The sequence below is a fragment of the Pantoea eucrina genome (assembly GCF_001691555.1).
Lineage (GTDB): Bacteria > Pseudomonadota > Gammaproteobacteria > Enterobacterales > Enterobacteriaceae > Pantoea > Pantoea borealis.
This window is the reverse complement of sequence record NZ_MAYN01000008.1, coordinates 63,535-89,724: the sequence shown is the minus strand read 5'-3', so window position 1 is coordinate 89,724 and position 26,190 is coordinate 63,535. Positions and strand designations below refer to the sequence as shown.

The window sequence follows — 26,190 nt, the reverse complement described above, 5'->3', positions numbered from 1 at the left end:
ATCGAAAAAAGTCGAACAAGTCACAGTTTTTATGCAAATTAAGTAACAACCCTGCCCGCCAATGCGTTATCAATAGAGCAATCCGGCCAGGACCGGCCCTTGCAGGCAAACTGTACGCTGTATCATGCCAGGAGTAATACGTTGGACCCGAAGCAAACTTCATCTGCTGCCACGATGAAAGATGTGGCTGAGCACGCAGGCGTCTCGACGGCGACCGTTTCCCGGGCGCTGATGAATCCGGAGAAAGTGTCTGCTGCCACCCGGCAAAAAGTGGAGCAGGCGGTCGTTGCGACAGGCTACGCAGCGCATGGCCTGGCGCGCAATGCCAGACGCAATGAAACCCGGACTATCCTGGTGATTGTGCCCGATATCTGCGATCCCTTTTTCAGTGAAATTATCCGGGGCATAGAGGTCACTGCCGCGCAGCAGGGGTATCTGGTGCTGATTGGCGACTGCGCGCATCAGGATCATCAGGAAAAAACCTTTCTTAATCTGATGCTGACGCGACAGATTGATGGCATGGTGCTGCTGGGCTCACAGCTGCCGTTTGACGCCGATCCCGAGGCACTGCGCAGCCTGCCACCCATGGTCATGGGCAATGAGTTTGCGCCGGAGATGGCGCTGCCTACCGTGCACATTGACAACCTGACCGCTGCGTTTGAAGCGGTCAACCATTTGCTGCAGCTCGGACATCGTCGTATCGCCTGTGTTACCGGGCCGGAAGCGGTTCCGCTCAGCCAGTATCGTCTGCAGGGTTATATTCAGGCGCTGCGCCGCAGCAGCCTCCCCGTTGAACCCACGTTTATCGTGCGTGGCGATTTCTCTTTCGAAGCCGGTGCACGCGCTCTGAAGCAGCTGATGAGTCTGCCGCAGCCACCGGAAGCGATATTCTGCCACAGCGATCTGATGGCGCTGGGCGCCATGAATCAGGCGCGCAAACTGGGTATGCGCATTCCGCAGGATCTCTCCGTCGTCGGCTTTGATGATATTGAGCTGGCGCGCTATTACGAACCCCCTCTGACTACCGTGGCGCAGCCCCGCTTTGACATTGGCCGTGAAGCAATGCTGCTGCTGCTGGATGAGCTGCAGGGCAAGCGGGTAAATAATGGTTCGCGCCTGCTGGATGCAGAACTGCGCGTGCGCGGGAGTACGGCACCGGCTAAAAAGCGTTAGGTGATGCGTGCCGCACTGCGCATTTTCAGCAGATTCTGAAGACAGAGTCTGCTGGTCAAAGTTCGCACCCTTGAGTAACATGGCGCATTCATTGCCGGGCGGTTTACACCTCATTTACACCCGTCATTTTTCAAGCTGCAGCCAGGCTGGTTGCAACTCACACTGTTCAGGGCCTACGCCCGCAGGCATTTTGAAGGTATCAGGACGAAAGTGGCACAAAGAGATTATGTAGGCCGCGGGCGTTCAACAGGGACGCGTCGCAAAAAACCCGCCGGCCGCAGCAGCAAAAAAAGCAAAGGCGGCTCGGGTATATCGAAAGTGATGGTGGTACTCGCTGCGGCAGTACTGGTCGCTTTTGCCGGTGGCTTATGGTTCATCGCGCACCATAAAAAAGAAGAGACGCCGGTTATTCCGAATCACAAAGTCAATGGTAACGGCCTGCCGCCCAAGCCGGAAGAGCGCTGGAAATACATCAAGGAGCTGGAAAACCGGCAGATCACGGTTCCCTCACCGACTGAGCCTTCTGCTGGCGGTGAAGTGCAGTCGCAGACGCAGCTGACTGATGAACAGCGTCAGCTGCTGGAGCAGATGCAGGCGGATATGCGTCAGCAGCCTACTCAGCTGAACGAGGTGCCGTGGAATGAGCAGACGCCAGCCCAGCGGCAGCAGACATTACAGCGTCAGCAGGTGCAGCAGCAGCAACGTCAGCAGCAGATGCAGGCACAGCAGCAGCAGGTACAGCAGCGGCAGCAGCAACAACAGCAACGTCAGCAACAGTTACAGCAGCAGCGTCAGCAGCAGTTGCAGGCTCAGCAGCGTCAGCAACAGCAACAGCAACAGCAACAGCAGCAGGCTGACCGACCGGCACCGGTACAGCAGGCAAAACCAGAAGCCACCAAAGTGAAGCCGGAAGAGAAAGCCTCTTCACAACGCTGGATGGTGCAGTGTGGCTCCTTTAAAGGCAGCGATCAGGCGGAGTCGGTGCGCGCCGGTCTCGCTTTCGAAGGTTTTGAAAGCCGTATCACCACCGGCGGCGGCTGGAATCGTGTGGTGATTGGTCCGTTTAAAGATCGCAGTAAAGCTGACAGTACCGTGAAGCGGCTGCACAGCGCCGGTCACGGCAGCTGCATTCCGCTAGCCCTGCCCTGATAGTACCAGCCCTGCTCCCGGCGTCTGATGCCACCGGGAGCAGGCGCAGCCGAATTAAGATAAACCCCATCTTCCTGAGGGGTTGAAACCTTCTTAACCCACCCCATATCTGTTTGCATGATACGCCGCGCCGGGTGCGTGGTGTCTTTTTTCAACTGCAACAAGGGGTCTGCCCGTGACAACAATAGTAAGTGTACGACGCAACGGCCGGGTCGTTATTGGTGGTGATGGCCAGGCAACGCTCGGCAACACCGTAATGAAAGGCAACGTCAAAAAAGTGCGTCGTCTTTACAACGATAAAGTGATTGCGGGCTTTGCGGGCGGCACTGCCGACGCCTTTACCCTGTTTGAACTGTTTGAGCGTAAGCTGGAAATGCATCAGGGCCATCTGGTTAAAGCCGCAGTTGAGCTGGCAAAAGACTGGCGCACCGATCGCATGCTGCGCCGTCTTGAAGCGTTGCTGGCGGTAGCGGATGAGAACTCTTCGCTGATCATCAGCGGTAACGGCGATGTTATTCAGCCGGAAAACGATTTAATCGCTATTGGCTCCGGCGGCCCCTACGCCCAGGCAGCGGCCCGTGCGCTGCTGGAAAATACCGACATTGGTGCACACGATATTGTTGAGAAAGCGCTGAACATCGCCGGCGATATCTGTATCTACACTAACCATAATATCAACTACGAAGAATTACCGTCTAAGGCGTAAGGACCAAAACCATGTCTGAGATGACTCCACGCGAGATTGTCAGCGAGCTTAATCGCTTTATCATCGGCCAGGACGGCGCTAAAAAAGCGGTTGCCATTGCGCTGCGTAATCGCTGGCGCCGCATGCAGCTTGACGAAGAGCTGCGTCATGAAGTCACCCCGAAAAATATTCTGATGATCGGCCCGACCGGTGTCGGTAAAACCGAAATTGCGCGTCGCCTGGCGAAGCTGGCCAACGCGCCGTTTATCAAGGTTGAAGCGACAAAATTTACTGAAGTCGGCTATGTCGGTAAAGAAGTGGACTCCATCATCCGCGATCTGACTGATTCCGCCATTAAAATGGTGCGCAGTCAGGCGATTGAAAAAAATAAGTATCGCGCTGAAGAGATGGCAGAGGAGCGCATTCTTGACGCACTGATCCCGCCAGCTAAAAATAACTGGGGTCAGCCAGAGCAGAATGCTGAGCCATCAGCCGCGCGCCAGTCTTTCCGCAAAAAACTGCGTGAAGGCCAGCTGGATGATAAAGAGATTGAGATCGATCTGGCTGCTGCACCGGCTGGCGTAGAGATCATGGCACCGCCGGGCATGGAAGAGATGACCAGCCAGCTGCAGTCCATGTTCCAGAACCTGGGCGGTCAGAAACAGAAGCCGCGCAAGCTGAAAATCAAAGATGCCATGAAGCTGCTGATTGAAGAAGAAGCGGCAAAGCTGGTTAATCCGGAAGAGCTGAAGCAGGATGCGATTGATGCGGTAGAGCAGCACGGTATCGTGTTTATCGATGAGATCGATAAAATCTGTAAGCGCGGCGGTCAGTCTTCTGGCCCGGACGTATCACGTGAAGGTGTGCAGCGCGATCTGCTGCCGCTGGTAGAGGGCTGCACCGTCTCTACCAAGCACGGCATGGTTAAAACCGACCATATCCTGTTTATCGCTTCCGGCGCATTCCAGGTGGCCAGCCCGTCCGATCTGATCCCGGAGCTGCAGGGTCGTCTGCCGATTCGCGTTGAACTGCAGGCGCTGACCGTGAACGACTTCGAGCGTATCCTTACTGAACCTAACGCGTCCGTCACCGTGCAGTATAAAGCGCTGATGGGTACCGAAGGCGTCAACGTGGACTTTACCGAAGACGGTATCCGCCGGATTGCTGAAGCAGCCTGGCAGGTTAACGAAACCACTGAAAACATTGGTGCACGCCGTCTGCATACCGTGCTGGAGCGTCTGATGGAAGATATCTCCTATGACGCCAGCGATCGCCACGGTGAGTCGATTACCATCGACGCAGAGTATGTTGGCAAGCATCTGGATGTGCTGGTCGCAGACGAAGATCTCAGCCGCTTCATCCTGTAACACCATTCTGACCGCCCCCGCTGCCCGGCCATTGCGCCGGGCATTTTTTTGCGCAGGATATTGATGCGGCGCTGCTTTTTCCCGGTGATGATTTTGCCAACAATCTTCAGATAGCGATATACTTACCTTTCCTGTGGCAAACAGACGGCATCCTTATGAAATACGATACATCTGAACTCTGTGACATCTACCATGAAGAAGTGAATGTGGTTGAACCACTTTTTTCCAACTTCGGTGGACGCACCTCATTTGGTGGGCAGATAACCACAGTCAAATGTTTTGAAGACAATGGCCTGCTTTACGATCTGCTGGAAGAGAACGGGCGCGGACGGGTGCTACTGGTCGATGGCGGCGGTTCGGTACGTCGTGCACTGGTGGATGCTCAGCTGGCCCGGCTCGCGGCGCAAAACGAGTGGGAAGGCCTGGTGATTTACGGCTCGGTACGGCAGGTTGATGAACTGGAGGAGCTGGAAATTGGCATTCAGGCAATTGCCGCCATCCCCGCGGGTGCTGCAGGTGAAGGCATTGGTGAAAGTGACGTACGCGTCAACTTCGGCGGCGTAACCTTTTTCTCCGGCGATCATCTCTACGCGGACAATACGGGCATTATTCTGTCAGAAGATGCGCTGGATATTGAGTAAACCGCAAACAAAAACGGGTGCCTGAGCACCCGCAGGTTTAAGCGCAGGTGCTTAAACCTCTTCCATTTTTCCCAGCAGTGCCCGCAGACGTTCCTGCCAGACATGCTGCTCTTCTTTCAGATGCTGATTTTCACGCGCCAGCGCGTCCTGGTTGCCGGAAGCCTGGCTTACTTCGTTTTTCAGCGTACTGTTCTGCTCTTTCAGCTCTTCAATTTCCATTTGCAGCAGCGTGATGGTATCAATCGCCTGCTGTACTTTCGCTTCCAGTTTCTCAAATACTTCAAATGACATCGTTCTGACCTCTCCTAAAACTCGCAAGGCGTTGATGAAGCTGCAGGTGCCTGAATAAAGACGCACGCAGCCATGTTGACCCGATTGTATGTAGCCAAACCCGGCAAGTCCAGCGGCACGGGATCCTGGCGGTCAGTCTGTAACACTTTTCAGGTAATGCTTAAAAAATAGACCCGCGGTCTGCCTGGCTGGGTTAAGCGCGTTAACTGACGGGTTAATTAGCCTTAAAGAAAGGTAAAAGACGCGAAAACGCGCATTTTTATGACGCAGTACACAGAATTCAATTTCGCTATTTCTCGTTTATGTTCGTTAACGATAAATTCACATCAACCCTACATTAGCGCTGGGCGACTCAGGGATTGAGAACAAAAACTGATAACATTTAACCTCGCTTCAGGAATTCCATTATGAGTCAGACAACGAACACACTCAAAGGTCAATGTATCGCCGAGTTTCTCGGCACCGGTTTGATTATCTTTTTTGGCGCAGGCTGTGTGGCTGCGCTCAAGCTTGCTGGTGCGGCATTCGGTCAGTGGGAAATCTGTATCATCTGGGGTCTGGCCGTTTCGATGGCGGTGTATCTGAGTGCGGGCGTTTCCGGCGCGCATCTCAATCCGGCGGTCACCGTGGCGCTCTGCCTGTTTGCTAATTTTGAAGGGCGTAAAGTTTTACCTTACATTCTGGCGCAGGTTGCCGGCGCCTTCTGTGCCGCTGCACTGGTATACGGCCTTTATTACAATCTGTTTTTCGATTATGAAGCGAGCCATCAAATGGTGCGTGGCAGCGTGCAGAGCCTCGACCTGGCGGGTATCTTCTCTACTTATCCTAATCCGCACATCACGGTCGGTCAGGCGTTTCTGGTAGAGATGGTGATCACAGCCGTACTGATGGCGGTTATCATGGCGCTGACTGACGATGGCAATGGCGTACCGCGTGGCCCGCTGGCGCCGCTGCTGATTGGCCTGCTGGTTGCTATTATCGGTGGTTCAATGGGTCCCCTGACCGGCTTTGCGCTCAACCCGGCACGTGACTTTGGACCTAAACTGTTTGCCTTTATCGCTGGCTGGGGTGACGTAGCCTTCACCGGCGGCAAAGATATTCCTTACTTCCTGGTGCCTGTGTTTGGTCCGCTGGTGGGTGCATGTCTGGGTGCCTTTAGCTATCGTGCGCTGATTGGTCGCCACCTGCCGGTAAACATCGCAGAAACCAGCAAAACAGAAAAACCTGTAGCGCGCGCTGAACAGCGTAAAGCGTAAGTTTCACTCTTAATCATCAGGACATTATTATGACTACGCCAGATAAAAAATATATCGTCGCGCTCGATCAGGGTACCACCAGCTCCCGTGCCGTCGTACTCGACCATGACGCCAACATCGTTGCTGTTTCACAGCGTGAGTTTACGCAGATCTACCCGAAAGCGGGCTGGGTTGAGCATGACCCGATGGATATCTGGGCTTCACAGAGCTCAACGCTGGTGGAAGTGCTGGCACACGCTGACATTAACTCCGATCAGATCGCCGCTATCGGTATCACTAACCAGCGTGAAACCGCTATTGTCTGGGATAAAGAGACCGGCAAACCTATCTACAATGCCATTGTCTGGCAGGATCCACGTACCGCTGACTACTGTAACAAGCTGAAGAAAGAGGGGCTGGAAGAGTATATCCAGCACACCACAGGTCTGGTCATTAACCCTTACTTCTCCGGCACCAAAGTAAAATGGATCCTCGATCACGTGGAAGGCGCACGCGAGCGTGCAAAACGCGGCGAGCTGCTGTTCGGCACGGTAGATACCTGGCTTATCTGGAAGATGACGCAGGGCCGTGTGCATGTCACTGACCATACCAACGCCTCGCGTACCATGATGTATAACATTCACAAGCTGGAGTGGGATGCACGCATGCTGGAGATCCTCGACATTCCGCGCGAAATGCTGCCGGAAGTTAAGGGCTCTTCTGAGATTTACGGTCAGACCAATATCGGCGGTAAAGGCGGCACGCGTATTCCGATTGCCGGCATTGCCGGTGACCAGCAGGCGGCCCTCTATGGTCAGCTCTGCGTACAGCCGGGCATGGCGAAAAATACCTACGGTACCGGCTGCTTTATGCTGATGAATACCGGTACTGAAGCGGTCACCTCTACCCACGGCCTGCTGACCACTATCGCCTGTGGCCCGCGCGGCGAAGTGAACTATGCGCTGGAAGGTGCCGTATTTATCGGCGGCGCCTCGATTCAGTGGCTGCGCGACGAAATGAAGCTGATCAACGACTCTACCGATTCAGAATATTTTGCGCTGAAAGTTAAAGACACTAACGGTGTCTATATGGTGCCGGCGTTTACCGGGCTGGGCGCCCCGTACTGGGATCCGTATGCCCGTGGTGCCATCTTCGGCCTGACCCGCGGTGCCAATGCCAACCACATTATCCGCGCTACGCTGGAGTCGATCGCCTATCAGACACGTGACGTGCTGGAAGCGATGCAGAACGACGCCGGTACCCGGCTGCAGTCGCTGCGCGTGGATGGCGGCGCTGTCGCGAACAACTTCCTGATGCAGTTCCAGTCCGACATCCTCGGCACGCGCGTTGAACGCCCGGAAGTGCGTGAAGTCACGGCGCTGGGTGCGGCCTATCTGGCAGGCCTGGCGGTTGGCTTCTGGAACGATCTGGACGAGGTGCGTGCCAAAGCCGTTGTGGAACGCGAATTCCGTCCTGGCATCGAAACCACTGAACGCAACCTGCGTTACGCGGGCTGGCAGAAAGCGGTCGCGCGTGCCAAAGCCTGGGAAGATGAAGCATAAATAGCCCCCTGCCCGCGGTTCATGCCGCGGGTTTCTCCCTCTCCCGCTTTTCCCGCTGTGCTACACTGCCTGCCTGTTTTTCTGTCAGGTGCAGACCATGAAACGAGAACTCGCAATTGAATTTTCCCGCGTCACTGAGGCGGCAGCGCTGGCTGGCTATCGCTGGTTAGGACGTGGTGATAAAAATGCGGCCGACGGCGCAGCCGTTAATGCCATGCGCATTATGCTCAATACCATCAACATCGATGGCCGCATCGTCATTGGTGAAGGCGAAATTGATGAAGCGCCTATGCTCTATATCGGTGAACAGGTCGGCACCGGCCAGGGCGATGCCGTGGACATCGCGGTTGATCCGATTGAAGGCACACGCATGACCGCCCTGGGTCAGGCCAACGCGCTGGCGGTGCTGGCAGTTGGCGACAAAGGCAGCTTTCTGCACGCACCTGATATGTACATGGAAAAACTGATTGTCGGGCCAGGGGCGCGTGGCGCTATCGACCTTAACCTGCCGCTGGAGACCAACCTTAAAAACATCGCTATTGCGCTCGGTAAGCCGCTTACTCAGCTAACGGTATCGATCCTGGCGAAGCCGCGGCATGACACCGTTATTGCGCAGCTGCAGACGCTGGGCGTGCGCGTGTTTGCTTTTCCCGATGGCGATGTAGCGGCGTCGATCCTGACCTGTATGCCTGACAGTGAAGTGGATGTGCTGTATGGCATCGGCGGTGCGCCTGAAGGCGTGGTCTCAGCAGCCGTGATCCGCGCAATGGATGGTGACATGCAGGCACGTCTGCTGGCGCGTCATGAGGTTAAAGGCGAGAGCGAAGAGAATCGCCGGCTGGGTGAACAGGAGCTGCGGCGCTGCGCAGAAATGGGAATCGCTGCAGGCTGTGTGTTAACGCTGAATGAGATGGCACGAAACGACAACGTGATTTTCGCCGCCACCGGCATCACCAGCGGCGATCTGCTGAAGGGCATTACCTGTAACGGCAATATCGCCACCAGTGAGACGCTGCTGGTACGCGGCAAGTCGCGTACCATTCGCCGCATCCAGTCGATCCACTATCTGGACCGCAAGGATACGGCGCTGCACCCGTTTATCCTGTAACCGTCTGCTTGCCGCTCTCGGGATGACGTGAGAGCGGCCACCAGCACAGCAGCATCACCAGCGATGTGACAAACATCAGCAGGCCCAGGCTGGACTGATCGTGCTGTGGCAGCAGCGCAGAGAGCCACGCAACCACGCCCGATCCCAGGTTCTGCAGGCCGCCAATCAGCGCCCCTGCACTGCCCGCCAGCCACGCGTAAGGCTCCATGGCACCCGATGTCGCCAGCGGGAACAGCATGCCAGCCCCGAAGAAAAACAGCGCCGCGGGCACCAGCAGCGTCCAGATATTCATTACACCAAACCACGACGGGATCCACATCAGCAGGCCAGCCAGCAGGCAGCTGTTGACTCCATACCACATCAGCGTATGCCAGGATGTCTCTTCCCGGCCGGCAAACCAGGCACCAAAAAAGGCGGCCGGAATGGGCAGAATAAACAGAATGCTGACGGTCAGGCCATCCAGTCCCAGTACGCCCCCCATCAGCACACCGCAGCTCGCTTCAAAGACGGCAATGCCCGCCAGTGCACCCACCAGCAGCAGCAAATAGCGGATAAAATTGCCGTCGCTGAGCAGCGTGGCGTAGCGGCGCAGAAAAGGCGTAGCCGGGGCATCATTCGGCCGGGTTTCCGGCAGCCAGCGGGCCATGGATGCCGTGACGCCCAGGCACAGCAGCAGCAAAAAGGCGAAGCAGGCGTGCCAGCCAATCAGCCGGGTCAGCAGCGCCCCTATCACCGGTGCCAGCAGCGGACTCACCAGAATGCCCATGTTCAGCAGGCTGTTAGCCCGCCGCAGCGCGGTTCCGGCATACAGATCGCGCGGCATCGTGCGTGCCATAACGCCGGCAACGCCGGTGCCGAGTCCCTGGATAGCGCTGCCCAGCACCAGCATCTGCAGCGATGAGGCAAACAGCGCGATCAGCGCGCCGCAGGCAAAGATCGTCATACCGGTGAGGATCACCGGGCGACGTCCTACGCTGTCAGAGAGCGGGCCATAGATCAGCTGCGATCCGCCATAAGTAATCAGATAAGCAGCCATGACCTGCTGCATTGCGCCGCTGCGCACGTTCAGCGCTTCCGCCATCACGGCCATAGCAGGCACATAAATGGTTTGTGCCATCTGACCTACGGCCACCAGCACAATCAGCATGAATAACAGAAAACGGTTTTGAGTTTTATCGATCTGCATGGAACACGGTATCAGCCTGAAAAAAAGAGTGCGCCGGCAGCACACAAGGTTTGCCGGCAGTAATGGCGGCAAAAATATCAGGATTACCGGGCAAATCGAGAGCTGAGCCGCAGGAAGGCGGGTTGCCAGCCGTCAACCTCCTGTACCAGACTGTAAACAGGCTGCTACAGGTAGTGATCTGTGCGGCGGTTTTGTCGCAAAGAGCGCTTTCGCCTCAGCCGGGCTGACAAGCACGGAGCAGGCTGGTAAAGATAGCGATAACCGGGAGAATTCAACAGGAGCACCTATGGCCGAGTGGATTAATGCAGAAGTAAAAGAGGTAAAAAACTGGGCCGACGCGCTGTTCAGCCTGCGCGTTACTGCCCCTATCGATCGGTTTACCGCCGGGCAGTTTGCCAAACTGGCGCTGGAAATTGAGGGCGAGCGCGTGCAGCGCGCTTACTCCTACGTCAACGCCCCCGACGATCCGCTGCTGGAGTTTTATCTGGTCACTGTACCGGAAGGTAAACTCAGCCCGCGTCTGCAGGCACTGCAGCCGGGCGAGCAAGTGATGCTGACCAAAGAGGCGTCCGGCTTTTTTACCCTGGATGAGATCCCTGACTGTCGTACCCTGTGGATGCTGGCGACCGGCACCGCCATCGGGCCTTACCTGTCGATTTTACAGCAGGGTGAAGACCTGGCGCGTTTTGACCATATTGTACTGGTTCACGCTGCGCGCTATGCCAGCGATCTCAGCTTTTTGCCGCTGATGCAGTCGCTGCAGCAGCGTTATGCAGATAAGCTGCATATTCAGACCGTGGTCAGCCGTGAAAGCAGCCCGGGGTCACTACAGGGCCGGGTGCCACAGCTGATTGAAAGCGGTGAGCTGGAGCGTGCCGTGGGGCTGCCGCTCGACGTAGAGAGCAGCCACGTTATGCTGTGTGGTAATCCGCAGATGGTACGTGATACCCAGCAGCTGCTGAAAGAGAGTCGCGGCATGCGCAAACATTTCAAACGCAAACCGGGCCACATGACCAGCGAACACTACTGGTAAGGTTGCCGTAACATCCCGCCACGCTTTTCACCGCGCGGGTTTTGACTTTCAGCGGTAAAAACCGTTTTAATCGTGCCCTAAGTGAATGATTCAGGGCCGATGCAATGAAGACACTGCCAGCCGCGCTGCTGCTTAGCTGCGCGCTGTCATCTCCTGCCTGGGCAGACGAGACGCCACCCGATCGCAGTGCGCATCTGCCGGTGGCACCTTATCTGCTGACAGGCGCGCCTGCGTTTGATATGACGATCGCGCAGTTTCGTGAAAGCTATAACGCAGCTAATCCCGCACTGCCGCTGCCGGAATACCGTGCAATAGATAATCGCGATGATAAAAGTCACCTGACGCGCGCAGCCAGCAAAATCAGCGAAACCCTCTACTCTTCCACCGCGCTGGAACAGGGTACCGGAAAGATTAAAACGCTGCAGATCACCTGGCTGCCGGTGCCGGGTCCGGAAATGAAGCTGGCTCAGCAGCAGGCGATAAATTATATGCGCGCACTGCTGCGCTATTTCGTGCCGGGACTCTCACCCGAAGAGGGACGCCAGAAGCTGGACGCATTACTGAGCGCCGGTAAAGGCGCGCGCTATTTTAGCCGCACAGAGGGTGCGCTGCGTTTTGTGGTGGCTGACAATGGCGACAAAGGCCTGACGTTTGCCGTGGAGCCGATTAAGCTCACGCTGCCTGCTCCCTGATATCACAGGCGGAAATGACGAAAAGCAAAGCCAGCGCCCTTTTTGATCTCTATACTGTCTGGCAGACATCGCTGCCATGACGGCAGCGCTATTTCATGAATCGCGTAATGCGGAGGAACGAATGCGACATCCACTGGTTATGGGTAACTGGAAACTGAATGGCAGCAAGCAGATGACTGGCGAGCTGATTGAAGGTCTGCGTACCGCGCTCTCGGGCGTGGATGGCTGTGGTGTAGCGATTGCCCCACCGGCAATTTATCTGGATCAGGCAAAACATGCGATCTCCGGTAGCCACATTGCGCTGGGTGCGCAGAACGTCGATGTTAACCTTTCAGGTGCATTCACCGGTGAAACCTCCGCAGAGATGCTGAAAGATATTGGCGCGAAGTACATCATTATCGGTCACTCTGAACGTCGTACTTACCACAAAGAGAGCGACGAATTTATTGCGAAGAAGTTTGCGGTGCTGAAAGAGGCAGGCCTGGTGCCGGTACTCTGCATTGGTGAAACCGAAGCGGAAAATGAAGCAGGCAAAACAGAAGAAGTGTGCGCACGTCAGCTGGATGCCGTGCTGGAAACTCAGGGCGCAGCGGCGTTTGAAGGCGCAGTCATCGCCTATGAGCCGGTCTGGGCTATCGGTACCGGCAAGTCTGCCACACCAGCGCAGGCACAGGCGGTGCACAAATTTATTCGTGACCATATTGCGAAGAAAGATGCCGCTGTCGCAGAGCAGGTCATTATTCAGTATGGCGGCTCAGTAAACGACAAAAATGCGGCTGAACTTTTTACCCAGCCCGATATTGACGGAGCGCTGGTTGGCGGCGCGTCGCTGAAAGCAGACGCCTTCGCCGTAATCGTGAAAGCGGCGGCACAGGCAAAACAGGCATAAGTCTGTCTGTTTTGTATAAGGCGACCCGCGGGTCGCCTTTTTTATCGCCGCTGACTCAGGGAGAGAGCAGCCGGCAGGTGTGATCCTGCAGCATCTCTGCCGCCCCCGGATTCAGACGCAGCCAGTTACGCTGCAGCGCCAGCAGCACCAGCCTTCCGTCCGGCAGCGCAGCCAGCGCCATACCGTAGCGACCCATTTCGCCGCGCGCCCCCGGCACCTCGCTGGCCAGACGCATAAACGTGCTCTGCTGCGCCAGCTGTGCGGCAGAGAGCGTACGGACCAGATAGGGATGCTGGCGCAGCGTGATGTGCTGCCAGCGCTCACTGAGGCGCAGAGCCTCATCGTCAAGCTGCTGACGCACGTCGGGTCGCAGGCACGAAATATGAATATGCAGCTGATTCTGCGTACGGCCATACTGTGCATTGACCGCCAGCGACAGTGCCCGATCGTTTACAGATCTGCCCCATCGCTGCGCCAGCAGGCTGCGCTGCTGCCAGGCGGCAGCAAAAAAATCGGGCGTGGCGGGCTGCAGAAGAGCGGGGCTTTCCATACCGGCAATCTTGGTTGTCGGGATCAGCAGATATTGCAGCGGACCGTGAATATCTTTGAGCGTGACATAGCCCTGGGTCAGATTAACCTGCTGGCAGGGTGCCGGATTGCGCTGGTGACGCATACCCGGTACGCACTGTTCACTGACAATCTGCCAGAGCGCATCGGCGTTTTTATGCAGCCGGTATGCTGTTACCAGCAATCCGGCAATCAACAGCATCAGGCATAGCGTAAGCCACTTCAGTAGCCGGTTTCGTCCCCGCATCATTATTGTCTCAGCCATGCATTTCCGCGCATCCTGCCGTGAACAATGTGCGTTGTCACGGCTTTTCCCGACACCATAATGTAAAACGGCCAGCACATGGCTGACCGTGTTGGCGCAATAATACTGCGTTTACGGTTTCATGACCTGATCGTAGCTGCCACCGTCGGCAAAGTGATCTTTCTGCGCTTTACTCCAGCCGCCAAATTTCTCATCCACGGTGAAGAGTTTTACCGGTGCAAAGGTGCTGGCAAACTTCTTCGCGACCTCTGCATCACGCGGACGATAGAAGTTCTGCGCCGCGATAGTCTGGCCTTCCGGAGAGTAGAGATATTTCAGATAGGCTTCTGCCACGCTGCGTGTACCCTGCGCGTCGACCACTTTATCCACTACGGAAACCGTAGGCTCTGCGAGAATGGATTCGGCTGGCGTCACGATTTCAAACTTATCTTTACCCAGTTTTTCGACTGCCAGATACGCTTCGTTTTCCCAGGCAATCAGCACGTCACCAATTCCGCGTTCAACGAACGTATTGGTTGCGCCACGCGCGCCGGAATCCTGCACCTCAACGTTTTTAAACAACGCTTTTACATAGGCGAGTGCTTTAGCCTGATCGCCCTGATTCTGATCCAGCGCCCAGCCCCATGCCGCCAGATAGTTCCAGCGCGCGCCACCGGAAGTTTTCGGGTTTGGCGTGATCACCGATACGCCAGGCTTAGTCAGATCTGACCAGTCGTGAATGTTTTTGGGATTGCCTTTGCGTACCAGAAACACAATGGTGGAGGTATAGGGCGCAGAGTTTTCCGGCAGGCGTTTGATCCAGTTTTTGTCGATACGGCCGCGCTCAGCAATCGCATCCACATCAGACTGCAGCGCCAGCGTAACCACATCGGCACGAATACCGTTGATGACGGAGGTCGCCTGCTTGCCTGAGCCGCCGTGCGACTGACGGATCACCACATTGTCGCCGGTCTCCTGCTTATAGTGGGCGCTGAAGGCTTTGTTATATTGTTCGTAGAGTTCGCGGGTAGGATCGTATGAGACGTTTAACAGCTGATAATCCTTTGCCAGCGCACCAGACGATGCCAGTAACAAGGTGATGCCAATACTCCACTTATTCATTGCCTGCTCTCCCGCGTAGGTTATGCCGCAAGAGTGACACAAAGCGAACAGTGGATTAAAGAATTAAAAATAAGCAGTTATAACTTGCGAGAATATAGAGACAGCGAAAAGGCGCGAACGGGGTCGCGCCTGTGCACAGGTTAGTAGAGCTTTTTCGCTGTATCGAGCCAGTCACGCTTGAACGGACGCTTCATGTTCTCAATGGCATCGATAATATCGTGGTGCACCATCTTCTCATTCTGAATACCGACGCAGCGGCCGCCATAGCCCTGCAGCAGCAGCTCAATTGAGTAAGCCCCCATGCGTGACGCCAGAATGCGGTCGTAGGCGCAGGGCGCGCCGCCACGCTGAATATGTCCCAGAACGGTGGCGCGGGTTTCACGCTTTGTCTCTTCTTCAATAAAACGGGCCAGATCGTCGATATCGCAGATGTGCTCGGTAATCGCCACGATGGCGTGTTTTTTCCCTTTTGCAATGCCTGCTTTGATCTCTTCAACCAGCTCTTCACGGGTATAGGGAATTTCCGGCAGCACAATAAACTCACAGCCGCCGGCAATGGCCGCTGCCAGCGTCAGATCGCCACAGTAGCGGCCCATCACTTCCACAATTGAGATACGCTGATGCGACGAGGAGGTGTCGCGCAGACGGTCAATCGCTTCCACAACGGTTTCCAGCGCGGTGAAATAGCCGATAGTGTAGTCAGTGCCGGCGACGTCGTTGTCGATGGTGCCTGGCAGACCGATGCAGGGGAAACCCATCTCAGTCAGTCGTTTGGCACCCATATAGGAGCCATCACCGCCAATGACCACCAGCGCATCGATACCCCGCTTTTTCATGTTTTCGATCGCTGCCTGGCGCACCTCTTCATTGCGGAACTCCGGAAAACGCGCAGAGCCGAGAAAAGTGCCGCCGCGGTTAATCATGTCAGAAACACTGTAGCGGTCGAGATTAATCATGCGATCTTCATACAGACCCAGATAGCCGTCATAGATACCAAAAACTTCCAGGCCTTCACTCAGGGCGGAACGGACAACTCCGCGAATGGCTGCGTTCATGCCCGGGGCGTCGCCGCCGCTGGTCAGTACTCCGATTTTTTTGATCATGACAACCTCTGGATTGTTCAAAACTAAGGATTATTCCCGCCGATCGACCGGGTCATGCCTGCTCCCGAACGTGGGGCTTAATAGTTGCAGATAGTATATCAAAGGCTCAATGCTGAATTGATTCAGGTCAGACAAGTTTTCGCTAATTTTTTAAAGAGTTGTTAGCGCTTTGTCATTTTTAACATATAAGCGCCTGAACTAAAAAACTAAAATCGGAAGAAGCCCTGCTGATGTTCCGGGACGACCGAGCAGGGATCCTGGTGAATAATGATGTCGGAACCCGGAAATTTCCGGCGCAGCGCCTGTTCAATCTCATCAGCAACGTGATGCGCCTGAACCAGCGGCAGCGCATCTTCCATTTCCAGATGCAGCTGAATAAACCGCGTCGGCCCTGACTGCCTTGTACGCAATGCATGCGCACCGTGCACGCCAGGCCACTCTGTCACCAGCGCAATAATTTGCTGCTTTTCCTGCTCGGGCAGCGCGCGATCCAGCAACGACTGTACGGCTTCATATCCCATACGCAGCGCGTTATAGAGGATATAGACGCCGATCCCCAGCGCAAATAACGCATCAGCACGCGCAAAACCGTAGCTGCTCAGACCGAGCGCGATCAGGATTGCGCCGTTCATAACGATATCGGACTGATAGTGCAGCATATCGGCGCGAATCGCCTGACTGCGGGTGCGCCGGACAACCCAGCGCTGAAACGCCACCAGCGCCAGCGTGGAAAAAAGGGCAACAAGGGTTACAACGACGCCGACCAGCGGCGCGCGCAGCGTTTCCGGCTTTGCCAGATGCTGGATACCGGTCAGAAACAGAAAGAGTGCGGAGCCGGAGATAAACATGCTCTGCGCCAGCGCCGCCAGTGACTCCGCTTTGCCATGCCCGAATGTATGATCATCGTCAGCAGGCTGCAGTGCATAACGCACCACCAGCAGATTAGTCAGCGAGGCGGCAATGTCTACCAGCGAATCCACCAGCGCCGCCAGCACGCTGACTGAGCCGGTGTACCACCAGGCGAAAATCTTGACCAGCAGCAGCAGGAGCGCCAGTGAGGTCGCGGCCAGCGCAGCACGCCGGACCAGTGTTGCGTACTCAGAATCCATGTTTCGCCCTATCAGACAGATGCGTGTTCCAGTCGTAACTGAAAACAAGTTTATCATCAGTCCGGCCAGGCTGCGTCTGCGATGCGGCATTTCCCGGCACGCCATACCGCGGGCAAAAAAAACCCCGCCATCATGGCGGGGGAAGACAGGGATGGTGTCTATGGCAAGGAAAACAGGGATACTATGTTACTGGTTACTACGGGTGCTGCTCACTGCTTGCAGCGATGACGATGGCTGCAATCCTGAGAACCGACGAACATCATTCAGCCGCCGTTCATGATTCTTTTTTAATGCCGCCTGCTGCACAGGCGTCAGCAGGTGATACATCTGATTACGAACCCGGGCCATCTCAACCTGCAGGTCAACCTGCGCGCGGGCCTGTTTTTCAGCCAGCTGGCGGATCGCCGATTCATTAAATTTGTCTGCAGTGACAAGGTCATGCATAGTTTCAATATCCTGAACGCTTAACACCGGGCGCTCATGGCGTGCTTGCTGCATCAGGTCCCGCATTTGCTGCCGTTGCTGTTCGGTAAGCTCAATTCCATCGAACATGTGACTTTGCGGATTTTGCGTCATACTGCCTGTCGTCAAGCCGCCGTTTTGATGCATCTCTTCAATCGCTGTCGTCTCTGCTGCAACTGCGCTGGCGTGACTAAGAACCATCGCTGAAGCAATGACGATGACGGTTAAGTTGCGCATCGTTTACTCCCGGTTTGCTCTGTTTTGCGATTCAACGAGACCCAGTTTACGGCGGCAGCTGCAAACAACCGTCAGGGGGTGTAAAACTACGTAAAGCGTTGGATTGCCAGTGTGGGAACACGGTATTTTGCCTGCGGAGGGCAATAAAAAATGAATAAAATCCTGTTGGTAGATGACGACCGCGAATTAACTTCGCTGCTTAAAGAATTACTCGAAATGGAAGGGTTTGACGTCATTGTAGCCAGCGATGGAGAGCAGGCTCTTACCCTGCTGGACAGCTCCGTTGACCTGTTGCTGCTGGATGTCATGATGCCGAAGAAAAACGGTATCGATACGTTAAAAGAGCTGCGTCAGCAGCATCAGACGCCGGTCATCATGCTGACGGCTCGTGGCAGCGAACTGGATCGCGTTCTGGGACTGGAATTGGGGGCGGATGATTACCTGCCTAAACCTTTCAATGACCGCGAGCTGGTGGCGCGTATTCGTGCGATCCTGCGTCGTTCAAACTGGAGCGAGCAGCAGCAACAGCAGCACGATACCAGTTCGCCGACGCTTGAAGTTGACTGCCTGCGCCTGAACCCAGGCCGTCAGGAGGCGAGCTTTGATAACGAAACGCTCGATCTCACCGGCACTGAGTTCACGTTGCTTTACCTGCTGGCGCAGCATCTCGGCCAGGTGGTATCGCGGGAACATCTCAGTCAGGAGGTGCTTGGTAAACGCCTGACGCCCTTTGACCGTGCCATCGATATGCATATCTCCAACCTGCGCCGCAAACTTCCTGAGCGTCGTGATGGCCATCCATGGTTCAAAACGCTGCGCGGACGCGGCTATCTGATGGTTTCTGCATCATGATAGGCAGTCTGACGACCCGCATCTTCGCCATCTTCTGGCTTACGCTGGCGCTGGTGTTGATGCTGGTCCTGATGGTGCCCAAGCTCGATTCGCGTCAGATGACCGCCCTGATGGAAAGCGAACAACGGCAGGGCACCATGATTGAACAGCATGTTGAAGCGGAACTCTCTCAGGATCCCCCTAATGACCTGATGTGGTGGCGCCGGCTGTTTCGCGCTATCGACAAATGGGCACCACCGGGCCAGCGCCTGCTGCTGGTAACCAGTGAGGGCCGGGTGATTGGCGCACAGCACAACGAAATGCAGGTGATCCGTAACTTTATCGGCCAGTCAGATAACGCCGATCACCCGCAGAAGAAAAAATATGGCCGCGTTGAGATGGTGGGCCCCTTTGCCGTGCGCGACGGTGAAGATAACTATCAGCTCTATCTGATCCGACCGGCCACCAGCTCCCAGCTCGATTTTATCAACCTGTTATTTGACCGGCCGCTACTGCTGCTGATTGTCACGATGCTGATTAGCTCTCCGCTGCTGCTCTGGCTGGCATGGAGCCTGGCACGACCGGCGCGCAAGCTGAAATACGCGGCGGATGAAGTGGCCAGCGGCAACCTGCGCCAGCATCCTGAACTGGAGTCGGGTCCGCAGGAGTTTCTGGCGGCCGGTTCCAGTTTTAACCAGATGGTCAGCGCGCTTGAACGCATGATGACCGCGCAGCAGCGCCTGCTATCTGACATCAGCCATGAACTGCGCACCCCACTGACGCGACTGCAGCTGGCTACCGCTCTGCTGCGTCGTCGCCATGGTGAAGGCAAAGAGCTGCAGCGCATTGAGACAGAAGCGCAGCGGCTGGATGGCATGATCAACGATCTGCTGGTGCTGTCACGCACCCAGCATAAAAATGCCCTGGTCAGCGAGGCGATGAAAGCAAATCAGCTGTGGAACGGCGTGCTGGAGGATGCGCGCTTTGAAGCAGAACAGATGGGTAAAACCATGGAAGTGCCTTATCCGCCTGGTCCGTGGCCGCTGTACGGCAACCCGCATGCGCTGGAGAGCGCCCTGGAAAATATCGTACGCAATGCGCTGCGCTATTCTGATTCGCACATCAGCGTGAGCTTCTCGGTGGATATTCAGGGCATTACCGTTCACGTGGATGATGACGGTCCGGGCGTGAGCGAAGAAGATCGCGAGCAGATTTTCCGCCCGTTCTATCGTACGGATGAAGCGCGCGATCGCGAGTCTGGCGGCACCGGGCTTGGGCTGGCGATTGTGGAGACGGCCGTACAGCAGCATCGCGGCTGGGTCAAAGCAGATAACAGCCCTCTGGGCGGCCTGCGTCTGACGCTCTGGCTCCCGCTATACTCTGCCCGGCAGTAATTTGTTATGCTTCGGCCCCTGATTGCGGGGGCCTTATGCTGAACATTGTTTTATTCGAACCTGAAATACCACCCAATACCGGTAACATTATCCGCCTGTGCGCCAACACCGGCTTTCAGCTGCATCTGATCGAGCCGCTTGGCTTTGCGTGGGATGATAAACGACTGCGCCGCGCCGGGCTTGATTACCACGAATATACCGCGCTGAAAAAACACGCCAGCTACAGCGCTTTCCTCGCATCTGAAGCGCCGCAACGCCTGTTTGCGCTGACCACGAAAGGTACACCGGCACACAGTGCGGTCAGCTATCAGGCCGGAGACTACCTGCTGTTTGGCCCGGAAAGCCGGGGTCTGCCCGCTGAGATCCTGGACGCCCTGCCCGCCGGACAGAAAATACGTATCCCGATGCGCGCCGAAAGCCGCAGCATGAATCTGTCGAATGCCGTATCGGTAGTGGTGTATGAAGCGTGGCGCCAGCTCGATTTCGCCGGCGCGCTGATCAAAGATTAAATCCCGTCGCCATATTCAAAACCGGCGCCGGTGAAGTGCTGATCCATATCCATTGAGGGTTTGTCGCTGGCGGGCTTGCCCACAATGCGCGCCGGTACGCCGGCAGCGGTGGTGTGCGGAGGAACAGGCTGCAGTACAACAGAGCCGGCGCCAATTTTTGCGCCGCGGCCTACGTCTATGTTGCCGAGAATTTTGGCGCCGGCACCAATCATGACGCCTTCGCGAATTTTAGGATGACGATCGCCACTGGTTTTGCCGGTCCCGCCCAGCGTCACGGATTGCAGGATAGAGACGTCATTTTCCACTACCGCGGTTTCGCCGATCACAATACCCGTGGCGTGATCCAGCATGATCCCGCGTCCGATATGGGCCGCCGGGTGAATATCAACGGCGAATGATACGGAGATTTCGTTTTGCAGATAGACGGCCAGCGCGCGGCGGCCCTCTTTCCACAGCCAGTGGCCAATGCGATAGGCCTGTAGCGCATGGAAACCTTTCAGGTAGAGCAGCGGCGTGGAGTATTTGTCTACTGCCGGATCGCGCTGGCGTACAGCCTGAATGTCATAGGCCGCTGAAACAATCATTTCCGGATCCTGACGATAAGCTTCTTCGACAATTTCACGCACGGCGATGGCAGGCATAATAGGATTCGCCAGCTTATTTGCCAGCATGTAGCTGAGCGCACTGCCGAGATTTTCATGCTTCAGCAACGTCGCGTGATAAAAGCTGGCCAGCATCGGTTCGCAATCCGCCAGCGCTCTGGCTTCTGCTTTGATATGGTTCCAGACCAGTTCTAACTCTTCAGACGACATTGCTGTTTACTCCCGATAAAAAAGCGCCGCAGAGGCGCTACAGGTTGATGTGCTGAGCATCCTGCTCTAGCCTGGGCTGTTTTCGTCCTTCCTTGTACGACCCAGTAAGCTCAATGCTGCCTCTCGCGCCGTTTTTTCGCAATACAGTACCTGATAAATCTGCTCGGTTATCGGCATTTCGACGCCCATTCTTTCCGCCAACGCTTTGACTTCTTTGGTATTTCTGTAGCCTTCTACAACTTGTCCGATAATGCGTTGCGCCTCTTCAACGCTCTCGCCCTGACCCAGCATCATGCCAAAACGACGGTTGCGCGACTGGTTATCTGTGCAGGTCAGTACCAGATCGCCCAGTCCTGCCATGCCCATAAACGTTACCGGATCGGCACCCAGTGCCGCGCCCAGACGGCTCATCTCGGCCAGGCCGCGGGTAATCAGTGCGGTACGCGCGTTAGCACCAAAGCCAATACCGTCTGAGATGCCGGCGCCGATAGCGATAACGTTTTTAACGGCCCCGCCCAGCTGAACACCGGTAAAATCAGGATTGTTATACACGCGGAAGCTTTTGCCGCAGTGCAGCTTCTGCTGCAGATCGTCAGCAAACTCTGCATTGGTGGCCGCCAGTGCGATAGCGGTGGGTAAACCGGCAGCCAGCTCTTTAGCAAAGGTCGGGCCGGAAATCACCGCCAGCGGAATAGCATCGCCCAGGATCTCCCGCGCAACCTCCTGCAGCAGACGGCCGGTCTCTTTTTCCAGGCCTTTGGTGGCCCAGACAAGGCGGGAATCTGTACGCAGGTAAGGTTTAATCTGCTGCAGCACGTCGCCAAAAACATGGCTCGGCACCACCACCAGCAGATCGCGGCTCGCGCGAACGACCTGTGCAAGATCGGCTTCAGCAATCAGATTATCAGGAAAAGGAACATCGGGCAGGAAAGCGGTATTACAGCGGTCAGCCTGTAAGCGGGCAACGCTTTGCGGATTATGGCCCCAGAGCAGAACCGGATGCCCGTTGCGAGCTAACGTGATAGCGAGAGCGGTGCCGTACGAGCCGGCACCGAGTACGCTGATAGACGCGTTATGTGTTGTCATCAGGCATCCTGACGTGGCGCTTCGCCTTCACCTTGCTGCTGCAGATAGTTCATGAACAGCGCATCAAAGTTAACCGGTGCCAGATTCAGCTGCGGGAACGTACCGCGCGAAACCAGACTGGTCACACACTCACGTGCGTAAGGGAACAGAATGTTCGGGCAGTATGCGCCAAGGCAGTGTGCCATCTGCGTGCCATCAATACCGCTGATGGTGAAGATACCCGCCTGCTGGACTTCGCACAGGAAAGCGGTCTCTTCGCCTACGGTTGCGGTTACCGTCACGCGCAGCACCACTTCATACACTTCATCAGCCAGCTGAGAAGAGGCGGTATCCAGATCCAGTTTAACTTCCGGCTCCCACTCTTTCTGAAAAACCTGAGGCGCGTTTGGCGCTTCAAAAGAGACATCTTTGGTATAAACGCGCTGGATCTGGAACTGCATTTCGTTGGTGCTTTGTTCTGACATGTTACTAAGTCCTTAAGTGATGATTATCAGTGCAGAAGAGTTAAGCCTGAAGCAGAGGATCGAGTCCCTGACGCCCGTCCAGCGCATAGAGATCGTCACAGCCACCGATGTGCTGAGCGTCGATGAAAACCTGCGGCACCGTGGTGCGACCGCTGCGTCTGATCATCTCTTCACGTTTCATTGCGTCCCCATCAATAGGGATCTCCTGATAAGAAACGCCTTTCTGATCCAGTAGCGCCTTTGCACGATGGCAATACGGGCAGGTTACTTTGGTGTAAATCTCAACATTCGCCATGCGGGATACCTCAGATGATTATTTACCGCGAACCAGCGGCAGGTTTTCGCCACTCCAGCCGCTGATGCCATCTTTCAGGACAGCGACATGTTCAAAGCCTGCGGCGCTCAGCGTTGCTGCTGAATCACCCGCGCTTTGACCGGTGGCACATACCACAATTATGGGCTGCGACTTGTGCTTTTCCAGCTCGCCGAAGCTGCCTTTTTTAATATCTGCTGCTGCCACGTTAACCGCTCCGGAAATATGCCCCTTGCGATAATCGTCGCGTGAACGCACGTCTACTACCACCGCGTTCTCTTTATTAATCAGGTGGGTTGCTTCACCACGGCTGATGGTTTTTACCTTAGAGAACATCCCTTTAACGGTGGTCACAATCACCAGAATAAGTAAAACGACCCATGCCAGACTAAGGATGGGGTGATTGCTTGCAAACTGCATGATTTCTTGCATGAGAGGTAACGACTCCAGACCGGGCTTATAAGCTAAAACAAGGGTTCTGAGTATACCTGCGCCACTTCGCATGTACAGTCGCGATGCGGGCAGAGATACGATTTGTGCGTCATTTTCCAAAAAAAATGTTCTAATCGCAAAATTCAGACAATGTTTATCGCGCTAAGCTTTAAAGCGACATGTTTCGTAATCTAAAAGCTGGCCGGGATAACTGGTAAGCGGCTGTTCATCGTGGAATAATTATTAACTATGAAGGGAAAAGCGCGCATTACACCCACAAGGACCCCTCACAACGGCCCGGCTGCTCAGCTGGTATTCCGCTGGTCCGCCCTCTCCCTCAGCCTGCTGTGTGCGGGTATGTTTTTGCTGCCCGTTACGGGTTACAGCGCTGACGACAACAAAGCGCAGTTAAAAACCATTCAGCAAAGTATCGCGGAAAAAGAGAAGCGCGTTAAAGCGCAGAAAACTGAGCGCAGTAAACTGCTCGATCAGCTCCGGAGTCAGGAGAAAATCATCGCGCAGGCGAGCCGTCAGCTGCGTGAGACGCGCAATAGCTTAAGCACGCTCGACAAAGAAGTGGCTCAGCTTACTGCCTCTATCTCCCGCCTTGAACAGCAGCAGACGCAGCAGGAAAGTCTGCTGTCACAACAGCTCGACGCCGCTTTCCGTCAGGGACAGCATAATGGTGTACAGCTGTTGCTGGGCGGCGCAGAAGCGCAGCGCAGCGAACGTATCCTGGCCTATTTTGGTTACCTCAACGCCGCGCGCCAAAAAAATATTGATGAACTGCGCCAGACCCGGCAGCAGCTGGCTGAACAGCGCCTGACCATGCAGAGCAAACAGCAGCAGCAAAAAAATCTGCTCGTTCAGCAGCAGGCGCAGCAAAGCAAGCTGGAAAACGCCAGCGCTGCCCGCAAAAAAACCCTCTCCGCGCTGGAAAACGCGCTGGAAAAAGATCAGGCAGATCTGGTTGAAATGCGCCAGAACGAAAGCCGTCTGCAGGATAAAATTGCCAGAGCAGAGCGCGAAGCGCGTCAGCGGGCTGAGCGTGAGGCGCGTGAAGCAGAGAAGGTTCGTCAGCGTCAGGCGCAGGCCAAAGCGAAAGGTTCCAGCTATGCCCCAACGCAGAGCGAGCGTGAGCTGATGGCGCGTACCGGCGGGCTGGGGCGCGCGGGCGGTCAGGCTTTCTGGCCAGTCCGCGGCAGAATTGAACACCGCTTCGGTGAATCGATGCAGGGTGAACTCCGTTGGAAAGGACTGGTGATTGACGCACCGGAAGGAACCGAAGTAAAAGCGATTGCGGATGGACGGGTACTGATGGCCGACTGGCTGCAGGGATACGGGCTGGTTGTGGTGCTGGAGCACGGTAAAGGCGACATGAGCCTGTACGGCTATAACCAGAGCGCCCTGGTAAGCGTTGGTGCACAGGTGAAAGCCGGTCAGCCGGTGGCGCTGGTAGGCACCAGCGGTGGCCGCGGTACGCCGTCGCTCTATTTTGAGATCCGCCGTCAGGGCAAAGCTGTTAACCCACTACCGTGGTTAGGAAGATAAGTGCTGTTTTTATCCCGAACGTTACCCGCTCTGCTGTGCGGCTCTCTTCTGAGCTTCAGCGCACACGCGGCAAAATTAGCGATTGTCATTGATGATTTTGGCTACCGTCCTGCTGAAGAGAACAAAGTGCTGGCGATGCCGGCGGCCATTTCCGTTGCCGTACTGCCCAATGCCCCGCATGCGCGCGAGATGGCCACTAAAGCCCATCAGCGCGGCCATGAAGTGTTGATTCACCTGCCAATGGCCCCGCTCAGCAAACAGCCGCTGGAAAAAGATACCCTGACCCCGGAGATGAGCAGCGACGAAATTGCCCGCATTATCCGTGAAGCCAGCGGTAAAGTTCCCTATGCGGTTGGCCTGAATAATCACATGGGCAGTAAAATGACTTCCAGCCTGGCCGGAATGCAGAAAGTGATGCAGGTGCTGAATCACTATAACTACTATTTTCTCGACAGCATGACCATCGGCAATAGTCAGGCCGTTGCGGCAGCACAGGGGACGCAGGTCAAAGTCGTAAAACGTCGCGTGTTTCTTGATGATAATCAAAATGAAGCGATGGTACGGCAGCAGTTTACCCGGGCGGTTAAGCTGGCACAGCGGGACGGGTCTGCTATCGCTATCGGCCATCCGCACCCGACAACCGTACGCGTCCTGCAGCAGATGCTGCCTTCGCTTCCGGCTGATGTCACGCTGGTTACGCCAGGACAGCTGCTGAATGAGCCGCTGCGTCACACCACAAAACCTGCCGCAGCCGCTCCGGCTAAACCCGCAAGCGCGCATTTCCGTGCGCCTGCCCTCTGTAAAGTCAGCGCCACGCCGGTACCGCAGCAGCGGGCAGTGGAAATCATCGGCGAAGGTCTGATGCAGAATCCATTCATGCTCAAACTGAAAGCGCTGTTTTAAATCAGTGGTGCGGGCGACCGCACCGCTGACATTCACATTG

General features: G+C 55.8%; 28 protein-coding genes. 16 read left to right on the top strand and 12 right to left on the bottom strand.

What is annotated here, in order from left to right:
- The first annotated feature begins 141 nt into the window (after positions 1-141).
- The 5 genes from cytR (at position 142) to rraA (ending at position 5,015) form a co-directional block, all read left to right on the top strand.
- On the top strand, positions 142-1,173 hold the full coding sequence (cytR, locus tag BBA90_RS06495) for a DNA-binding transcriptional regulator CytR (RefSeq protein ID WP_065648451.1): 1,032 nt from the start codon (positions 142-144) through the stop codon (positions 1,171-1,173).
- Positions 1,174-1,383: 210 nt separating this feature from the next.
- A complete protein-coding gene (gene ftsN / locus BBA90_RS06490; RefSeq protein WP_065648450.1) occupies positions 1,384-2,322 on the top strand; it encodes a cell division protein FtsN in 939 nt (312 codons plus the stop codon).
- Between the two features lie 175 nt (positions 2,323-2,497).
- Entirely contained in the window at positions 2,498-3,028 is a 531-nt protein-coding gene (gene hslV / locus BBA90_RS06485; RefSeq protein WP_071668633.1) for an ATP-dependent protease subunit HslV, read from the top strand.
- A gap of 11 nt (positions 3,029-3,039) precedes the next feature.
- On the top strand, positions 3,040-4,374 hold the full coding sequence (gene hslU / locus BBA90_RS06480) for an HslU--HslV peptidase ATPase subunit (RefSeq protein ID WP_065648449.1): 1,335 nt from the start codon (positions 3,040-3,042) through the stop codon (positions 4,372-4,374).
- A 155-nt stretch (positions 4,375-4,529) separates the two neighbouring features.
- Positions 4,530-5,015, top strand: a complete 486-nt coding sequence (gene rraA / locus BBA90_RS06475) for a ribonuclease E activity regulator RraA (RefSeq protein ID WP_065648448.1) — start codon at positions 4,530-4,532, stop codon at positions 5,013-5,015.
- Positions 5,016-5,066: 51 nt separating this feature from the next.
- Here the strand turns inward: rraA and zapB are convergent, their stop codons facing one another.
- Positions 5,067-5,306 (bottom strand): cell division protein ZapB, encoded by a 240-nt coding sequence (gene zapB, locus BBA90_RS06470; RefSeq protein WP_065648447.1) that lies wholly within the window; start codon positions 5,304-5,306, stop codon positions 5,067-5,069.
- Between the two features lie 407 nt (positions 5,307-5,713).
- On the opposite strand from zapB, the gene BBA90_RS06465 reads away from it, so the two are divergent.
- The 3 genes from BBA90_RS06465 to glpX all read left to right on the top strand — a co-directional run bounded on the left by BBA90_RS06465 (position 5,714) and on the right by glpX (position 9,211).
- The gene (locus BBA90_RS06465) at positions 5,714-6,562 is read left to right on the top strand and encodes an MIP/aquaporin family protein (protein ID WP_039381201.1); all 849 of its coding nucleotides are present in this window, start codon (positions 5,714-5,716) and stop codon (positions 6,560-6,562) included.
- Positions 6,563-6,591: 29 nt separating this feature from the next.
- On the top strand, positions 6,592-8,103 hold the full coding sequence (glpK, locus tag BBA90_RS06460) for a glycerol kinase GlpK (RefSeq protein WP_065648446.1): 1,512 nt from the start codon (positions 6,592-6,594) through the stop codon (positions 8,101-8,103).
- Positions 8,104-8,200: 97 nt separating this feature from the next.
- Positions 8,201-9,211 (top strand): class II fructose-bisphosphatase, encoded by a 1,011-nt coding sequence (gene glpX, locus BBA90_RS06455; protein WP_065648445.1) that lies wholly within the window; start codon positions 8,201-8,203, stop codon positions 9,209-9,211.
- Here the strand turns inward: glpX and emrD are convergent.
- Entirely contained in the window at positions 9,201-10,397 is a 1,197-nt protein-coding gene (emrD, locus tag BBA90_RS06450; RefSeq protein ID WP_065648444.1) for a multidrug efflux MFS transporter EmrD, read from the bottom strand. The two genes, glpX and emrD, sit on opposite strands and share 11 nt — an antisense overlap.
- Positions 10,398-10,683: 286 nt before the next feature.
- On the opposite strand from emrD, the gene fpr reads away from it, so the two are divergent.
- From fpr to tpiA, 3 genes are all read left to right on the top strand, one after another.
- On the top strand, positions 10,684-11,430 hold the full coding sequence (fpr, locus tag BBA90_RS06445; protein WP_065648443.1) for a ferredoxin--NADP(+) reductase: 747 nt from the start codon (positions 10,684-10,686) through the stop codon (positions 11,428-11,430).
- Positions 11,431-11,534: 104 nt separating this feature from the next.
- Positions 11,535-12,122, top strand: a complete 588-nt coding sequence (locus tag BBA90_RS06440) for a YiiQ family protein (protein WP_065648442.1) — start codon at positions 11,535-11,537, stop codon at positions 12,120-12,122.
- Positions 12,123-12,243: 121 nt separating this feature from the next.
- Positions 12,244-13,011, top strand: coding sequence for a triose-phosphate isomerase (gene tpiA / locus BBA90_RS06435; protein WP_065648441.1), 768 nt, complete (start codon positions 12,244-12,246; stop codon positions 13,009-13,011).
- A 55-nt stretch (positions 13,012-13,066) separates the two neighbouring features.
- Here the strand turns inward: tpiA and BBA90_RS06430 are convergent, their stop codons facing one another.
- The 5 genes from BBA90_RS06430 to cpxP all read right to left on the bottom strand — a co-directional run bounded on the left by BBA90_RS06430 (position 13,067) and on the right by cpxP (position 17,855).
- Positions 13,067-13,825, bottom strand: coding sequence for a CDP-diacylglycerol diphosphatase (locus BBA90_RS06430; protein WP_065650418.1), 759 nt, complete (start codon positions 13,823-13,825; stop codon positions 13,067-13,069).
- Positions 13,826-13,954: 129 nt separating this feature from the next.
- Complete coding sequence (locus tag BBA90_RS06425) at positions 13,955-14,944, bottom strand: sulfate ABC transporter substrate-binding protein (RefSeq protein WP_065648440.1); 990 nt, start codon at positions 14,942-14,944, stop codon at positions 13,955-13,957.
- Positions 14,945-15,084: 140 nt separating this feature from the next.
- Complete coding sequence (gene pfkA, locus BBA90_RS06420; RefSeq protein ID WP_039381217.1) at positions 15,085-16,047, bottom strand: 6-phosphofructokinase; 963 nt, start codon at positions 16,045-16,047, stop codon at positions 15,085-15,087.
- A 206-nt stretch (positions 16,048-16,253) separates the two neighbouring features.
- Positions 16,254-17,156, bottom strand: coding sequence for a CDF family cation-efflux transporter FieF (fieF, locus tag BBA90_RS06415; protein ID WP_065648439.1), 903 nt, complete (start codon positions 17,154-17,156; stop codon positions 16,254-16,256).
- Positions 17,157-17,342: 186 nt separating this feature from the next.
- Positions 17,343-17,855: a cell-envelope stress modulator CpxP gene (gene cpxP, locus BBA90_RS06410; RefSeq protein WP_065648438.1), complete on the bottom strand. Its 513-nt coding sequence runs from the start codon at positions 17,853-17,855 to the stop codon at positions 17,343-17,345.
- Positions 17,856-18,005: 150 nt separating this feature from the next.
- Between cpxP and cpxR the strand changes: the two genes are divergently transcribed.
- Genes cpxR through trmL form a run of 3 tightly spaced genes read left to right on the top strand, consistent with a single transcriptional unit; the run spans position 18,006 to position 20,589 of the window.
- Complete coding sequence (cpxR, locus tag BBA90_RS06405) at positions 18,006-18,707, top strand: envelope stress response regulator transcription factor CpxR (RefSeq protein ID WP_065648437.1); 702 nt, start codon at positions 18,006-18,008, stop codon at positions 18,705-18,707.
- On the top strand, positions 18,704-20,080 hold the full coding sequence (gene cpxA / locus BBA90_RS06400; RefSeq protein ID WP_039381221.1) for an envelope stress sensor histidine kinase CpxA: 1,377 nt from the start codon (positions 18,704-18,706) through the stop codon (positions 20,078-20,080). Before cpxR ends, cpxA begins: the two co-directional genes overlap by 4 nt.
- Before the next feature lie 35 nt (positions 20,081-20,115).
- The gene (trmL, locus tag BBA90_RS06395; protein ID WP_065648436.1) at positions 20,116-20,589 is read left to right on the top strand and encodes a tRNA (uridine(34)/cytosine(34)/5-carboxymethylaminomethyluridine(34)-2'-O)-methyltransferase TrmL; all 474 of its coding nucleotides are present in this window, start codon (positions 20,116-20,118) and stop codon (positions 20,587-20,589) included.
- On the opposite strand, the gene cysE is transcribed toward trmL, so the two are convergent.
- The 5 genes from cysE to BBA90_RS06370 form a co-directional block, all read right to left on the bottom strand.
- Positions 20,586-21,401 (bottom strand): serine O-acetyltransferase, encoded by an 816-nt coding sequence (cysE, locus tag BBA90_RS06390; RefSeq protein ID WP_065648435.1) that lies wholly within the window; start codon positions 21,399-21,401, stop codon positions 20,586-20,588. The two genes, trmL and cysE, sit on opposite strands and share 4 nt — an antisense overlap.
- A gap of 66 nt (positions 21,402-21,467) precedes the next feature.
- Positions 21,468-22,487 (bottom strand): NAD(P)H-dependent glycerol-3-phosphate dehydrogenase, encoded by a 1,020-nt coding sequence (gene gpsA, locus BBA90_RS06385; protein ID WP_065648434.1) that lies wholly within the window; start codon positions 22,485-22,487, stop codon positions 21,468-21,470.
- Positions 22,487-22,951 carry a protein-export chaperone SecB gene (gene secB, locus BBA90_RS06380; RefSeq protein WP_039381225.1) on the bottom strand — a complete coding sequence of 155 codons (465 nt, stop codon included), beginning with the start codon at positions 22,949-22,951 and terminating at the stop codon, positions 22,487-22,489. The genes gpsA and secB overlap by 1 nt, the downstream gene beginning before the upstream one ends.
- 40 nt (positions 22,952-22,991) lie before the next feature.
- Positions 22,992-23,246, bottom strand: a complete 255-nt coding sequence (gene grxC / locus BBA90_RS06375) for a glutaredoxin 3 (protein ID WP_039381226.1) — start codon at positions 23,244-23,246, stop codon at positions 22,992-22,994.
- An 18-nt stretch (positions 23,247-23,264) separates the two neighbouring features.
- On the bottom strand, positions 23,265-23,696 hold the full coding sequence (locus BBA90_RS06370) for a rhodanese-like domain-containing protein (RefSeq protein ID WP_065648433.1): 432 nt from the start codon (positions 23,694-23,696) through the stop codon (positions 23,265-23,267).
- Positions 23,697-23,945: 249 nt separating this feature from the next.
- Here BBA90_RS06370 and envC point away from each other — a divergent pair, with 249 nt between their 5' ends.
- Positions 23,946-25,247: a murein hydrolase activator EnvC gene (envC, locus tag BBA90_RS06365; protein ID WP_065648432.1), complete on the top strand. Its 1,302-nt coding sequence runs from the start codon at positions 23,946-23,948 to the stop codon at positions 25,245-25,247.
- Between the two features lie 3 nt (positions 25,248-25,250).
- Positions 25,251-26,150: a divergent polysaccharide deacetylase family protein gene (locus BBA90_RS06360; protein ID WP_065650417.1), complete on the top strand. Its 900-nt coding sequence runs from the start codon at positions 25,251-25,253 to the stop codon at positions 26,148-26,150.
- The last annotated feature ends 40 nt before the right edge of the window (positions 26,151-26,190 follow it).

Bases quoted from the DNA above. Each gene is read 5' to 3' on its own strand.
- hslU (WP_065648449.1), top strand. From the start codon at position 3,040: ATGTCTGAGATGACTCCACGCGAGATTGTCAGCGAGCTTAATCGCTTT.
- rraA (WP_065648448.1), top strand. From the start codon at position 4,530: ATGAAATACGATACATCTGAACTCTGTGACATCTACCATGAAGAAGTG.
- zapB (WP_065648447.1), bottom strand. From the start codon at position 5,306: ATGTCATTTGAAGTATTTGAGAAACTGGAAGCGAAAGTACAGCAGGCG.
- BBA90_RS06465 (WP_039381201.1), top strand. From the start codon at position 5,714: ATGAGTCAGACAACGAACACACTCAAAGGTCAATGTATCGCCGAGTTT.
- glpK (WP_065648446.1), top strand. From the start codon at position 6,592: ATGACTACGCCAGATAAAAAATATATCGTCGCGCTCGATCAGGGTACC.
- glpX (WP_065648445.1), top strand. From the start codon at position 8,201: ATGAAACGAGAACTCGCAATTGAATTTTCCCGCGTCACTGAGGCGGCA.
- emrD (WP_065648444.1), bottom strand. From the start codon at position 10,397: ATGCAGATCGATAAAACTCAAAACCGTTTTCTGTTATTCATGCTGATT.
- fpr (WP_065648443.1), top strand. From the start codon at position 10,684: ATGGCCGAGTGGATTAATGCAGAAGTAAAAGAGGTAAAAAACTGGGCC.
- BBA90_RS06440 (WP_065648442.1), top strand. From the start codon at position 11,535: ATGAAGACACTGCCAGCCGCGCTGCTGCTTAGCTGCGCGCTGTCATCT.
- tpiA (WP_065648441.1), top strand. From the start codon at position 12,244: ATGCGACATCCACTGGTTATGGGTAACTGGAAACTGAATGGCAGCAAG.
- BBA90_RS06430 (WP_065650418.1), bottom strand. From the start codon at position 13,825: ATGCGGGGACGAAACCGGCTACTGAAGTGGCTTACGCTATGCCTGATG.
- BBA90_RS06425 (WP_065648440.1), bottom strand. From the start codon at position 14,944: ATGAATAAGTGGAGTATTGGCATCACCTTGTTACTGGCATCGTCTGGT.
- pfkA (WP_039381217.1), bottom strand. From the start codon at position 16,047: ATGATCAAAAAAATCGGAGTACTGACCAGCGGCGGCGACGCCCCGGGC.
- fieF (WP_065648439.1), bottom strand. From the start codon at position 17,156: ATGGATTCTGAGTACGCAACACTGGTCCGGCGTGCTGCGCTGGCCGCG.
- cpxP (WP_065648438.1), bottom strand. From the start codon at position 17,855: ATGCGCAACTTAACCGTCATCGTCATTGCTTCAGCGATGGTTCTTAGT.
- cpxR (WP_065648437.1), top strand. From the start codon at position 18,006: ATGAATAAAATCCTGTTGGTAGATGACGACCGCGAATTAACTTCGCTG.
- cpxA (WP_039381221.1), top strand. From the start codon at position 18,704: ATGATAGGCAGTCTGACGACCCGCATCTTCGCCATCTTCTGGCTTACG.
- trmL (WP_065648436.1), top strand. From the start codon at position 20,116: ATGCTGAACATTGTTTTATTCGAACCTGAAATACCACCCAATACCGGT.
- cysE (WP_065648435.1), bottom strand. From the start codon at position 21,401: ATGTCGTCTGAAGAGTTAGAACTGGTCTGGAACCATATCAAAGCAGAA.
- gpsA (WP_065648434.1), bottom strand. From the start codon at position 22,487: ATGACAACACATAACGCGTCTATCAGCGTACTCGGTGCCGGCTCGTAC.
- secB (WP_039381225.1), bottom strand. From the start codon at position 22,951: ATGTCAGAACAAAGCACCAACGAAATGCAGTTCCAGATCCAGCGCGTT.
- grxC (WP_039381226.1), bottom strand. From the start codon at position 23,246: ATGGCGAATGTTGAGATTTACACCAAAGTAACCTGCCCGTATTGCCAT.
- BBA90_RS06370 (WP_065648433.1), bottom strand. From the start codon at position 23,696: ATGCAAGAAATCATGCAGTTTGCAAGCAATCACCCCATCCTTAGTCTG.
- envC (WP_065648432.1), top strand. From the start codon at position 23,946: ATGAAGGGAAAAGCGCGCATTACACCCACAAGGACCCCTCACAACGGC.